This window comes from Anaerolineae bacterium (assembly GCA_013178015.1).
GTDB lineage: Bacteria > Chloroflexota > Anaerolineae > DRVO01 > DRVO01 > Ch71.
Window position 1 is genome coordinate 1 of record JABLXR010000009.1, and the last position, 12867, is coordinate 12867.

Annotated in this window: 10 protein-coding genes; 9 read left to right on the plus strand and 1 reads right to left on the minus strand. The window is 64.7% G+C overall.

The features are described 5' to 3' along the window. The 4 genes from HPY83_04710 to HPY83_04725 all read left to right on the plus strand — a co-directional run. The coding region (locus HPY83_04710; GenBank protein NPV07250.1) for a sugar nucleotide-binding protein at positions 1-443 on the plus strand (443 nt) is incomplete at its 5' end. 1 nt (position 444) lies between these two features. Continuing rightward, positions 445-1386, plus strand: a complete 942-nt coding sequence (locus HPY83_04715) for a glycosyltransferase family 2 protein (protein ID NPV07251.1) — start codon at positions 445-447, stop codon at positions 1384-1386. 173 nt (positions 1387-1559) lie between these two features. After that, positions 1560-3044, plus strand: a complete 1485-nt coding sequence (locus HPY83_04720) for a sulfatase-like hydrolase/transferase (protein NPV07252.1) — start codon at positions 1560-1562, stop codon at positions 3042-3044. Between the two features lie 102 nt (positions 3045-3146). Next, complete coding sequence (locus HPY83_04725; protein ID NPV07253.1) at positions 3147-5375, plus strand: response regulator; 2229 nt, start codon at positions 3147-3149, stop codon at positions 5373-5375. On the opposite strand, the gene HPY83_04730 is transcribed toward HPY83_04725, so the two are convergent. Further along, the gene (locus HPY83_04730; GenBank protein ID NPV07254.1) at positions 5308-6522 is read right to left on the minus strand and encodes a response regulator; all 1215 of its coding nucleotides are present in this window, start codon (positions 6520-6522) and stop codon (positions 5308-5310) included. The two genes, HPY83_04725 and HPY83_04730, sit on opposite strands and share 68 nt — an antisense overlap. A gap of 118 nt (positions 6523-6640) precedes the next feature. Between HPY83_04730 and HPY83_04735 the strand changes: the two genes are divergently transcribed. The 5 genes from HPY83_04735 to HPY83_04755 all read left to right on the plus strand — a co-directional run bounded on the left by HPY83_04735 (position 6641) and on the right by HPY83_04755 (position 12490). Then, on the plus strand, positions 6641-8008 hold the full coding sequence (locus HPY83_04735; protein NPV07255.1) for a sugar ABC transporter substrate-binding protein: 1368 nt from the start codon (positions 6641-6643) through the stop codon (positions 8006-8008). Positions 8009-8356: 348 nt separating this feature from the next. Further along, positions 8357-9571 carry a DUF3604 domain-containing protein gene (locus tag HPY83_04740; protein NPV07256.1) on the plus strand — a complete coding sequence of 405 codons (1215 nt, stop codon included), beginning with the start codon at positions 8357-8359 and terminating at the stop codon, positions 9569-9571. Then, entirely contained in the window at positions 9553-10530 is a 978-nt protein-coding gene (locus HPY83_04745; protein NPV07257.1) for a sugar ABC transporter permease, read from the plus strand. Before HPY83_04740 ends, HPY83_04745 begins: the two co-directional genes overlap by 19 nt. Before the next feature lie 20 nt (positions 10531-10550). Beyond that, positions 10551-11417 (plus strand): carbohydrate ABC transporter permease, encoded by an 867-nt coding sequence (locus tag HPY83_04750; GenBank protein ID NPV07258.1) that lies wholly within the window; start codon positions 10551-10553, stop codon positions 11415-11417. Positions 11418-11428: 11 nt separating this feature from the next. Beyond that, on the plus strand, positions 11429-12490 hold the full coding sequence (locus HPY83_04755; protein NPV07259.1) for a hypothetical protein: 1062 nt from the start codon (positions 11429-11431) through the stop codon (positions 12488-12490). The last annotated feature ends 377 nt before the right edge of the window (positions 12491-12867 follow it).

Genomic DNA, 12867 nt, shown 5'->3' on the forward strand with positions numbered 1-12867 from the left:
ACGTCCGATCGCTCCTCTCGCGGTACTACATCGTGCGCCTGGCCTGGCTTTTCAGCCCCGGGGGGAACAACTTCCCCGCCAAGATGCTCAGCCTGGCCCGCGAGCGGGACGAGCTCGCGGTGGTGACAGACGAGGTTAGCAGCCCCACGTACGCCCCTGACCTGGCCGATGCGGTGGCGGCGCTCGCTGCTAGCGGGCGGTATGGCATCTACCATCTGGTGAACGAAGGCATTTGCTCGCGGCACGAATTCGCCCGGGCGGTGCTGGAGGGAGCGGGGCTGGGGTCGGTCAGAGTGCGGCCCATCTTGCTGAAGCAATTCCGCCGGGCTTCCACTCCGCCTCCTTATGCTCCCTTGCGCAACTTCGCCGCGGCCGAGGCGCTGGGGATCCGGCTACGCCCCTGGCGGGAGGCCTTGGCGGAGTACTTGAGCCGTGAGCTCTGAAGTGACGGTGCGAGCCAGCGTCGTTATCCCCAACTGGAACGGCGCCCGCCTACTGCCCACCTGCCTCGACTCGCTCCGCGCCCAGACCGAGCCCTCGTTCGAAACCATCGTGGTAGATAACGCCTCTGAGGATGACTCGGTTGCTCTGGTGCGCCGGGACTACCCGGAGGTCCGCCTGATAGCCCTCGACCGCAACCGCGGCTTCACCGGCGGTGTCAACGCCGGCATCATGGCCGCCCAGGGCGAGGTGGTGGCCCTACTGAACACCGATGTGGAGGCGCACCCGAAGTGGCTGCGGGCGCTGCTGGCCGCGTTCGAGGTGGACCCGCAGGTGGGTATGGTAGCGTCCAGGATCATGCTGTTCGACAGACGAGACGCGTTCCACTCGGCAGGGGACCAGTACGGTCGCGATGGAATTCCCCGGAACCGGGGGGTGTGGGAGCAGGACCGAGGCCAGTTCTCCCAGAGGGCATATGTCTTCGGCCCCTGCGGCGGTGCGGCTGCCTACCGCAAGTCGCTATTGCTCGACGCCGGCCTCTTCGATGAGCGGCTGTTCATGTACCTGGAGGACGTGGACCTGGCCTGGCGGGCGCAGCTACTCGGATACCGGTGCCTGTACGAGCCCCAGGCGGTGGTCTACCATCGCCTCAGCGCCAGCGGAGGTGGGACGCTCTCCAGCTTCTTCACCGGTCGCAACACGGTGGCTGTGGTGGTGAAGGACTTGCCGGGTCCGCTCCTACGGCGCCACTGGCGCTGCATCGTACGGGCCCAGGGGCGGGTCGCCGGGGACGCTCTCCGGGCTTGGCGGGGAGCCGCCGCTCGGGCCCGACTCCGGGGCCTGCTGGCCGCCATCCCCTTCTCGCTCCGCCTCCTTTCCGCCCGCCGGCTGGTACAGAGGCGTCGGCGGGTTCCTCTGGAGTATCTGGAGTCCTTGTTGGTCTGACCAGGGCTACGGGCCGGGTGACGCGCACTCGCGACAAGGCTTGCTTGCCCCGCAGCCAACCCAGGTGGTTCCCTGGTTGAGGGGGTTTGCCTCCGGACCTGCCCTGAGTCACACTGGAGTCGCGCCTGTGCAGCGATGGGAGGACGGCACAGGCCAGGCAGGAGTGGCAGGCCATGGCAGACCGACCCAACGTGCTCCTCATCATGACCGACCAGCAGCAGTGGCAGACCATCGCCGGAAGGAGCCCCGCCAGAGCGCCCAACGTCCAGCGCCTGGTCGATGGGGGTATCCTCTTCGATCGGGCCTATACCCCCTGTGCCCTCTGCTGTCCCGCCCGAGCCATGCTCCTCTCCGGGGCCTACCACTGGCACAATGGTGTCTTCAACCAGGTGCACTCCTCGCCCTCCGTGCGCCGGGACATGTTCGGCGACGTAGTCACCTATCCCCAGCGCCTGAAACAAGCAGGCTACAGGCTGGGCCACGTGGGGAAGTGGCACGCAAGCCACGAGCGTGGTCCCATGCACTTCGGCTTCGACCATGTGGCTGGGCTCTCTCCCCACTTCGAGGCCATGGTCCGCCCGGGAGCCGTGGCATCGGAAGATCGCTGGGAGAACCATCCTCGGCGGGACGAGGTGGTGGAGGTCTCGGCGCGCATGTTCCGATGGCCGGGCAGCCGGCCTTTCGCCATGTGGGCTTGCGTGGAGGGGCCGGAGGAGGCCACGCACATGGCCTTCATCGCTGGATGCGCCGAGCGTATGCTCGATCGCCTGGTGGGGCAGGGAGGACCGTGGCACCTGGAGGTCCACTTCCCTGAACCCCACGACGCCTATCGCCCCCTCCGGAAGTACCTGGACCGGTACCCCTTGGAGGACATCCCCCTCCCGCCGTCCTTCTACGACACTTTCGAGGGCAAGCCGGGGATGCATCGGCGCGAGTCCCAGACCTGGGGTGAGGTGGACGAGGCCACGGTGAGGGAGGGCCTTGCCCACTACTTCGCCTGCTGCGAGCAGTTGGACGCCCAGGTCGGGAGGGTGCTAGACCGCCTGGACGCTCTGGGACAGGCCCAGGACACGCTGGTCATCTTCTGCACCGACCACGGCGATATGGTGGGGGCGCACCGGATGTGGATCAAGGGCTGGATCCCTTACGAGGAGTGCTACCGCATCCCACTGGTCATCCGCTGGCCGGGACGGATCGCGCCCGGCTCCGTGTCTCCCAGGCTAGTGCAGCTGCATGACATCGCACACACGCTGACCGACGCGCTGGGGCTAACGCCGTTGCCCTACCAGGACGGCCGCTCTCTGCTGCCGCTGTTCCAGTCTCCCGAAAGGGAGGATTGGGAGGACGAGGTGCTCTGTGCCTGCTACGGAGGCGAGTTCCTCTACACCCAGCGCATGGTGATCACGGACCGGTACAAGTACGTGTTCAACGGGTTCGACTTCGACGAGCTGTACGACCTGGAGGCCGACCCGCACGAGATGCACAACGTCGTCGAGGATCAGGCCTACGCCGGCGTGGCCGAGGATATGCGGGATCGGATGTACCGCCTGATGAACCGGTTTGGCGACCCGTATGGGGACGACACGGAAGCCTACACCGGTGGTGGAGAGAGGCCGAACCGATACGGGGCGCCGCGGTATCTGATGCGTGACACGTGATGCGTGACACGTGACGCGTGCCCCCTGAGGCATGAGACTTGTCACATATCACGCGTCACGTATCACGTATCACGCATCACGTATCACGAGCGGGAGGTGCGAATGAATCAGCGGGCCGGTGCCGTGCCATCCGATCATCGTGCCGCCGACCTCGAGACGTTGCGGGAGCGGGCCCTGCCGCCCATGATCTTTCTGTACGGGGCCTCGGCGGCGGTGGGTGCGTGGGCCTATCTGCCTGGCGCGGAGTTCCGCTGGAGACCGTTCGCAGTGCTGCTGGCGGCTACCCTCGGGTGCCTCCTGGCCTGGTGGGTCTGCCGCAGGAACTTGAGGGCGGGAACGGTGGCGCTGGTGGTGGCGGCCTACCTGTTGGCGGGGCTGGCGGCGCTTTGGCTACCCGGGCCAGTGGTGACGGCGGTGCTGGCTCTGTCGGTGGCGGCCAGCGCCAGCCTCTTCGTCCCTTGGGCCCCCATCGCCGCTGCAGCCGGGGCGGCAGGCAGCCACCTGGCCCTGCACCTCTTTCTGGTTCCCGATCCCGGTTTCCCCGTGGCCGCCGGCCTGTACGCTCTCCTGGGTGGGGCCCTGGCCGCCACGCTGAACGCCTCGCATCAGACCCTGACCTGGTCCTGGCAGCGCCACGACGAGGCCCGCCGTCTGGCCGATCAGCTGAGGGACCGGCAAGGCCAGCTCAACCGCACCATCAAGGCCCTGGACCTGGCCTACCGGCTGCTCCAGCGCACAAACCACGAGCTGTCTGTCGCCCGCGAGGAGGCGGAGGAAGCCCGGCACCTGAAGGAGCAGTTCGCTGCCAACATCAGCCACGAGCTCCGGACGCCGCTGAACCTGATACTAGGCTTCAGCGAGATGATGTACCTGTCGCCCCACGTCTACGGTGAGATGGAATGGAGCCCCTCCCTGCGGCGGGATGTAGCTCAGGTGTATACGGCCAGCCGTCACCTGTCTCAGCTGGTGGACGACGTGCTGGACCTGTCCCGGCTGAACGCGGAGCGGATGCCCCTGCGCAAGGAGCTGTGCGACGTAAACCAGATCCTGCGGGAGGTGGCCGACACCGCGGGCAACCTGGCGCGCGGCCGGCCCCTGGCGCTGGTGCTGGACCTGGCTGAGGACGTACCCCGGCTGCTGCTCGACCGCACCCGGATGCGGCAGGTGTTCCTGAACCTGGTGAACAACGCCATCCGCTTCACCGAGCGAGGCGAGGTGAGGGTGGTCTCCCGGAGGACCGAAGAGGAAGTCCTGGTGTCGGTGGAGGACACTGGGGTGGGCATACCGGAGGAGGAGCTGGAGCGGATCTTCGATGAGTTCTACCAGGCCGGCTCTGCTGCTGCCAGAGCGGAGGCCGGCATGGGACTGGGACTGGCCATAAGCAGACGGTTCACGCAACTTCACGGCGGTAGGGTGTGGGCCGAGAGCACTATGGGGGTGGGGTCGCGCTTTCACGTCTCGCTCCCCCTGAAGACGGACGGGCCGCGCACTTCCCGACTGCGGGTCTCGCGGCCCCTACCGACCCCCGATAATCCTTACGAGGACGGCGTGCTGGTGTTGGGAGGAGGCCCGGATGCTGCCGGCCTGTTGCGCCGTCATCTCGAAGGGCACGAGGTCTGGGGGGTGGATGGATCCTCGGGCGTGGCCGATGAGGTGGAGGAGCATCATCCTCGGGCCGCCATCGCCCCACTCTCGCTGGCAGCTACGCGGCGACTGGTGAACGAGCTGGTGCCCCGCGACCTTCCCGCCGACGTCCCGCTGTTGTTCGCGGCGGTGCCCAACACCGCCTGGCGGGCGGAGTTGCTCGGGGTGCATGCCTGCCTGCAGAAGCCCATCCAGGCCGAGGACCTGATCGGCGTCCTGGCGACGCTGCCGCGGGCGCAGCGAGTGCTGGTGGTGGATGACGACAGGGGATTCGTGCAGATGGTGACCCGTATGCTGGAGACTGCGGAGCAGCGCTACGCGGTCAGCTGGGCCTACAGCGGGGCCGAGGGCCTGGAGGAGATGCGGCGCCACCGGCCGGACGTGGTAGTGCTGGACTTACTCATGCCGGGGGAGGACGGCAAAGCGGTCCTGGCGGCCATGCGCGCCGACGCCGACTTGTGCCAGATCCCGGTGGTGCTGGTCACAGCCATGGATGTGGAGGAGGACCTGGGCGGGCCGGCGGTGGGCCTGGTGGGGATGGTCCAGCGAGGACGGTGGGGTGTGGGTGACACTCTGGCAGCACTGAACCGTCTCCTAGTACTGGCCAAGCCGCGCTATGTCACCGCGAGTGACTCGACGGCAGGCATGCCAGTGACTGCAGAGCCGTCAGAAGCGCCGCCCGGCTGACTGGCTTCGGCACGAAGGCGCTGGCCCCTAGGGCCTGGGCCAGGGCCGGATCGTTGAAGACGGAACAAACAACCACAGGCACGGAGGCGGTGGCAGGATCGGCTTTGAGTCGGGTTAGCAGCTCCCAGCCGTCGGTGTCGGGCATAAGGATGTCGAGCACGATGGCATCGGGGGCCCGCTCTCGAGCCAGGCGCAGGCCCTCCGATGGGTCCTGGGCACCGACGACGCGGCAGTCGGCATCGGCCAGGTAGCGCTCGAACAGCTCGACCAGCCCTTCGTTGTCGTCGATGACTAGGACAGTAGCCGGGGTAGCGGCGGGCAGGTCGAGCTCCAAGGAGAGGCCTGACGCCTCCTGGGCGCAGCTCAGCCGCGCGCCAGTGGCCCGGGCCAGAGCCGATGCCGTGTCCCAAGGGCCGGCGGGGGGTGGGGAGGTGGGACCGCCGGCGCCCTCGCACCGCACCTTCACGCAGACCGCTCCGGGCGTCCCTTTCACCTGCAGCGAGGTGCGGTTCGCCCCGGACTGAAGGGCACAGCTGAGCAGGGCGATCAGGCACTGGCGCAGGGCGGTGGAGTCGGCGCTGACCGCGGCCGGGGTGGGCGCGGCGGCGGGAAGAGCACATCCGAGCCTGCGGGCCAGGGGTGCCACGGCAGCCAGAGCCTCAGCGACGATGGGCTGTAGAGGGGTGTTGACGGGCCGTAGCTGAAGGCGCCCCACCTCGGCCTGCAGGCCCTGGTCGGCTGCCGGTGCCTGCTCTGGGTGCCGGGGCCGGTGGCGGGCCCAGAGGATGGCGGCTACGTCGGATTCGCCCTTGCGGATGTCCCGGTACGCCTGCCGCTCGGACACGGCCAGCTCGCGAGCGACCTCTTCCACGGTGCGGGTCTCCACGTAGCGTAGGCGGAGGGCGTCGTAGGAGCGAGAGGAGGGAGAGCGGAAGGGCACTCGGGGTCCGGGGTTGAGGGACTCGATGGCTTCGAGGAGGGCGGTGCGCAGGAAGCGGGCCCGGTGCTCGGGGGGAAGACCAGGGGCAGGGAGCAGGTCAGCCAGGGGGCTGCGCAGGAGGCCGGGCGGGTCGTAGAGGTGACGGAGGGCCTCGGCGACCTGGTCGGCGAAGGGGGAGGGTATGGGGGAGGCGGGTTGCTCGGTCATCTTGTCAGGATTGTGTCAGGTTCTTGGCGGAAAGGCAATGCAGGCGGGGCGCCGGCGGGCTATGATTGAGTAAGTGGGTCCATCCGTTCTTTCGCTGCCAGGAGTGCGGAGGAGGGAAATGGAGAAGCGGGCTATGACGAGACGGCGGTTCATGACCGGGGCTCTGGCTGGCGCATCCAGTGCAGTCCTTGCCGCCTGCGCGGTCACGCCACAGGTGGTAGAGAAGGAGGTGGAGAAGGTAGTCAAGGAGACCGTGGTCGTTGAGGTAGAGAAGCTGGTGACGGCCACGCTTTCCCCCGAACTGGAGGGGAACATCATTTACACCTGGTGGGGCAGCGGCACGCGCAAGGTGGCCCGAGACAAGGCCTTGGAGCTCTTTGCCGACAGGTACCCGAGGATCACGGTCCAGTCCGTTCAGATAACTGCGAACTACAAGGACAAAGTTCTGACCATGATCGCTGGCGGTACCCCGCCAGACGTGATGCAGACAGACAACTACGATATCACGGCGTACGCTGCCAAGGGGACTGCCAGACCGCTGGATGACCTGGTCCAGAGGGACAGCTTCGACCTTTCCATCTTCTGGCCACAGAGCCTGGAGGAGCCCACGTGGGAGGGGAAGCTGTATGGCTTGCCATTCATGGGAAGTCCCAGAATCGTGTATTTCAATAAGGACCTCTTCGATGCAGCAGGGGTCACGACGCCCGATCAACTGTGGGAGGCGGGTGAGTGGACCTGGGACGCTCTCATCGAGACTGCCAATGCACTGACGGGGCGTGATGCTTCCGGGAACATCACCCAGTTTGGCTTCCAGGCGGACACCTGGCACGCCGCGCTGGCGCCGTGGATCTGGCAGAACGATGGCCAGATGCTAAGTGAAGACCACAAGGTCTTCAGGGAGAATGAGCCAGAGGCCGTTGAGGCAGTCGCTTTCCAGCAAGGCCTGATCCACAAGCACAGGGTTGCACCGAAGGCGGAGGAACAGGAGGGAATCGACCTCTTTGCCACCGGCAAGCTGGCAATGCTGGTGAGCTGGCGGGGCTCTTGCATCGTCTATCGCTCCTACAAGTTCAACTGGGAGGTCGCGCCCATGCCGGTCGGCCCGCAGCGCAAGGTCACCCTATACAAGGGTAACTGCATGGCGATGACTTCCGACTCCAAGCAGGTAGATGCTGCATGGACCCTCATGAAGTTCCTTGAGAGCAAGGAAGCGGACCTCCTCTGGGTGATGGCAGGAGATGCAGTGCCCACCCGGATCAACCTGGATGTCTTCATGAGCAGCACTCCTCCCACGAACAACCAGTACTTCTTCGAGCCGTTCGAACAGGACTATGCCCAGTTCTTGCCTCTCAACCCACATTGGCCAGAGTGGGACACAGTAGTCAATCAGAAGCTGTCGCGGGTCTTCCTCGAAAACGAGGATGTTGGTATTGTGATGGACGAACTGAAGCCCGAAGTGGAAGCTATTCTGGCCCAACCCTTCTGAGTTCGCTTCGCGCACGAAGCCGCGTGAGCAGACAGCTAGGCAGGCCTGGTCACGCGGCGTGCCTACCGCAGCCACGTGGTGAGTTGCTTGTCTGCAGAGTCAACGCTCTGCGACCTTCCGGTGTGTACACACCGCGTATCACGGAGGGGGCTACGCATGCTTGTGTCCGAGTTCAGCGGCGCATTTCCCACTGTCACTGTGACAGCACCATCCGTGGTGAAGCCAGGGGATCCCTTTCGCGTTAGTATTCTATGTTCGGAGATCAGTGGGTATCCTGACAACAACGTGAATGGATCTCTTGACTTCTCATGCACCGATTCAGGAGCCGGCCTGCCCGGTGGTGGCGCAGTGTCAGTGATGGGCGGAGTCACCCGCCTGGAGCCGGTCATGCTCACGCAGGAGGGTGTCCACTACCTTGTGGCTAACGATGGGCGCAAAGCCTACCGGAGCAACCCAATCATGTGCAGCAGTGCTGCCAGAGCGAAGCTCTTCTGGGGAGACATACACGTCCACTCCCAGATGTCTCGGTGCTGGGAGCATCTGTCTCGCCCTCCCGACTTGGGCTACCGCTACGCCCGGGACGTAGTAGGGCTGGACTTCGCTGCGCTCTCCGATCACTCCCGATCACTAGACGAGCCGAGCTGGCGGGCCGTTCGGGAGGCTACGCAGCGGCACAATTCGCCAGGGCAGTTTGTGACCTTCCTTGGGTTTGAATCCAGCCATGCTACCGGCAGGGGTGGCGACGTATGCGTCTACTATGACACCGATGACGGTGAGCCATACGACCTGCTCCCGCGGCGAGGCCACGTGGGGGAATTGTTCCAGCTGCTTGAGGGGAGAGACGCGCTTGTCATTCCGCACCACATGTCGCGGGATGAGAAGAGAGTGTCCTGGAAGCCGGAGTTCTATGGCGGGCCTGAGCGCGAGCCAGTGGCTGAGGTGTACTCGAAATGGGGAGCATCGGAGTTTGAGGGGAACCCTCGACCCCTCATGCGAGCGGCGCACGGGCCCTTCTACTGGCAGGATGGACTTGCGCGTGGCTGGAGGCTCGGCGCCATAGGGGGAACTGACAGCCATGCGACGGTCGCAGGTGGGTACGGCGTGGAGCCGACCCAGTTTCACCCCCAGCCCGGTCTGACTGCCATCTATGCAGAACAGCTCACCAGAGCGGCTCTCTGGGATGCACTGAAGGCGCGCAGATGCTACGCGACCAGCGCGCGGCGCATACTCCTCGACTTTCAGGTGAACGACCGCTGGCTGGGCCAAGAGGTCTACGTGGATGAGGACAGCACGGCCCGGCTGCGGCGTCATCTCAAAGTGCGGGCCGCAGGCACGACCCGGATAGGCGACATAACGGTAGTACGGAACAACGTTCCGGTGTTCACTCACCGAGGGAGCGAGTTGATCGAGGAGTTTGAGTGGGTGGACGATGAGCCATTTGAGCGTATCGCCTTGAGAGGGGAGGTCGCGAACAAGGCGCCTTTCCTTTACTACTACGTCAGGGTGACTCAAGCCGACGGGGAGCGAGCCTGGTCATCGCCAATATGGCTGAGCGAGAAGTGAGGACAGACGAAGCGGCAATCGCCCGGTGGTTCCAGAAGCACGGGCTCGCCGCCGGGCGGCGGACGAGAAGGGGGCTGTTGGCCTCGGAGAACCGAGATGGATGGCTGTTCGCTAGCCCCTGGATCGCTGGATTTGTGCTGTTCACGGCGGGGCCGATGGTGGCCTCTTTCGTGATGGGTCTCATGCAGTGGGATCTCCTGAGTCCGCCTCAGTTTGCCGGCTGGTCGAACTACACTCGCGCCCTTCGGCAGGATCCCCTCGTCTGGCAAGCCCTGCGCATTACCACGGCGTACGCCCTCGGTTCTGTACCCCTCCAGATGGTCTCAGGCTTCTCCCTGGCGCTGCTCCTGAACACGGGTGTCAGCGGGTTGAGGTGGTACAGGACTGTCTACTATATGCCCGCGGTGCTCGGTGGAGTGGAGGTGTCCCTTCTATGGATCTGGGTGTACCAGCCTCAGTTCGGCCTGGCGAACTGGATGCTGTCCCTGGTGGGCATTGCGGGACCGCCGTGGCTCGCAAGCCAGACTTGGGCTCTGCCCTCCCTAGTCATCATGAGCGTCTGGGGCGTGGGGCAGAGCATGGTGATCTACCTGGCCGGGCTACAGGGTGTGCCCACCACGCTGTATGAGGCGGCGAGTGCCGACGGAGCCAACTGGTGGGGAAGGTTCCGCCACGTCACCCTTCCCATGGTTAGCCCGGTGCTGTTCTTTCAGTTGGTGATGGGTATAATCGGTGCTCTCCAGGTCTTCACGGCCGGATACGTGATGACGGCGGGCGGCCCGAACAACGCAACCCTGTTCTTTGTGCTGCATCTCTATCGCAATGCTTTCCAGTACTTCAAGATGGGGTATGCCTGTAGTCTGGCGTGGCTGCTGTTTCTGTATGTGTCCGCGCTGACGCTACTCACGTTTCGGAGCTCGAGCGCCTGGGTCTACTACGAGACCGAGCTCAGAACCTAGGGAGCAACGGTGGCGAAGATATGACATCAGCGGTGGGCCGGCACGTGGCGCCTCCCAAGTTCAGGCGCCGAGCGCAGAGGGCGGCGATCCACTTCGTTCTCGTATGTGGGGCATGCGTGGTTCTGTTGCCCCTGGCCTGGATGGTGTCGACTTCGCTGAAGGACCTGGGAGACGTCTTCCTGTTCCCGCCCAAGTGGATTCCGACCCCGCCGAGGTGGTCCAACTACCATGAAGCGCTGACGTCGCTCCCGTTCGGGGTGTTCTTCCGGAACACCGCCTTTTACACGGGGGCGTGCATTGCCGGACAGCTCGTCACGGTCTCGCTGGTTGGCTTCTCCTTCGCTCGTCTGAGGTGGCGAGGTAGAGACATCGTCTTCATGGTTCTCCTGGCCACTATGATGCTGCCGGGCCAGGTCACGATGATACCTCGGTTCCTGATCTTCCGGTCCTTGGGCTGGATCAACACCTTCCTCCCCCTAATCGTGCCCTCCTGGATCGGGGGCGGGGCCTTCTACATCTTCCTCATGCGGCAGTTCCTTCGGACGATCCCTCTGGAGATGGACGAGGCGGCCAGGATAGACGGATGCAGCAACTTCAGGATCTACTGGCAGATAGTGATGCCACAGGTCAAGGCACCTCTCATCGCGGTGGCGATCTTCTCATTCCAGGGCCACTGGAACGATTTCATGGGCCCCCTGATCTACCTGCACACAACTGACCGATACACCGTCTCGCTAGGGCTTCGGATGTTTCAGGGGGAGTTCGGAACCGAATGGCATCTCATGATGGCGGCTTCTGTTGTAGCGATGCTGCCCATATTGATGCTCTTCTTCCTTGCTCAACGGTACTTCATCCAGGGCGTGGTTTTCACTGGGCTCAAAGCATAGGAGTGAGCGCAATGGAACGTGGACAGGGCACGATGGCCACTGTGGAGGCTCAGATCGAGGAGATCCTGCGGAGTAGGCCCAAGTTCGGGTATGTGCCGAGCAGAGAGGAGTGGCCGGCGTTCTGCAGTATCCTGAGGCAGAAGATCAGAGAGCTATCCGGCATGAACGGCCTCTCGGACTGTGCCCTTGAGCCGGAGATCATCTCCACGCGTGACGCCGGCGAGTACCTGGTCGAAGAGGTCATCCTGCATACTCGGCCGTACACAAGGGTGCCGTGCACTGTGATGATCCCCAAGTCGCTGGCCGCCCCAGCACCTGCAGCAGTGTGCCTGCATGGCCACGGAGGGAGGTTCGACCTGGGCCGGGCGTGGCCGGCGGGCGAAGCAAGCTCTGATGCTTACGAGAGGACGGCGCCCTACGCTCTTGACCTGGTGCTGCGAGGCTATGTCACCGTCAGCGCCGATGCGCCTTACTTCGGCGATCGGGCCCGACGGGACGAGACAGGCGCGGTGATACCGTGGGACGAGGCAGTCTGCATGATGCACGAGCTCTTGCTCGGCCGCACGTCATTCGCGACCATGACCTGGGATGACATGAGAATCGTTGACTATCTGTGTAGCCGCGACGATGTGGACGCAGGCCGAGTGGCGGCCATTGGGCTATCCATGGGCGGTAGCAGGACAATGCACCTGGCTGCCCTTGATGAGCGCATCAAGGTTGCCTGTCCCTGCAACCACCCTGCCACCTACAAAGGACGGATAGCAAACCAAGCCTGGTTCGGATTCCACACGACCATCCCCGGGATCCTCAGGTACGCGGATCAGCCCCAGATACTGGCTCTAGTAGCTCCCAGACCGCTGCTGGTCATGAACGGGAAGGACGACTTCACCTACGGCGATGACGAATGCCAAGCCTATGTGCGGCAGGTGTACGAGATGCTGGGCGTGCCAGAGCGGTTCGACTTCTACAAGTCCCCCTACGGACACGCCTTCATCCGTGAGATGCCACCGAAGGCCTACGAATGGATTGATCGCTGGTTACGACCGGACGACGGGCGGGCCTCTCTGACCTGAGCACGTAGCTGCGATCGTCGTGAAGTATGGGGATGCCACGAATCACCCTTGCCCCCTAGAGCGGCGCCATGCCCTGGGGGCTTCGACGCGATGGCACCTTGAGCCCCGCCGAGCGGGACCGGGTGGAGATGACACCGCTCTCGGCCAGCGGCTGGTCGGGGCCCAAGAGCGCCTCCCGGGTTGCAGTGTGCCAGGCCACGGTGTACCGCCTCTCTCACCGTTTCCGGCGCGAGGGCCCCAATAGCCTGTGCTGTCTTCGTCGCTACCGGCGAAGCCCCTCGCCCGAAGGGAGCAGGTGACCAGCCTCCTGGAGGCCTGTGGCATCCACTTGAGCCCGTGCCAGGTACGTTGCTGCCTCAGCGGCATGCGGGCCCGGT

What these genes read in the sequence shown, in the direction of transcription:
- HPY83_04755 (NPV07259.1), top strand. Translation starts at nt 11,429, where the DNA reads ATGGAACGTGGACAGGGCACGATGGCCACTGTGGAGGCTCAGATCGAG.
- HPY83_04725 (NPV07253.1), top strand. Translation starts at nt 3,147, where the DNA reads ATGAATCAGCGGGCCGGTGCCGTGCCATCCGATCATCGTGCCGCCGAC.
- HPY83_04745 (NPV07257.1), top strand. Translation starts at nt 9,553, where the DNA reads ATGGCTGAGCGAGAAGTGAGGACAGACGAAGCGGCAATCGCCCGGTGG.
- HPY83_04720 (NPV07252.1), top strand. Translation starts at nt 1,560, where the DNA reads ATGGCAGACCGACCCAACGTGCTCCTCATCATGACCGACCAGCAGCAG.
- HPY83_04750 (NPV07258.1), top strand. Translation starts at nt 10,551, where the DNA reads ATGACATCAGCGGTGGGCCGGCACGTGGCGCCTCCCAAGTTCAGGCGC.
- HPY83_04730 (NPV07254.1), bottom strand. Translation starts at nt 6,522, where the DNA reads ATGACCGAGCAACCCGCCTCCCCCATACCCTCCCCCTTCGCCGACCAG.
- HPY83_04735 (NPV07255.1), top strand. Translation starts at nt 6,641, where the DNA reads ATGGAGAAGCGGGCTATGACGAGACGGCGGTTCATGACCGGGGCTCTG.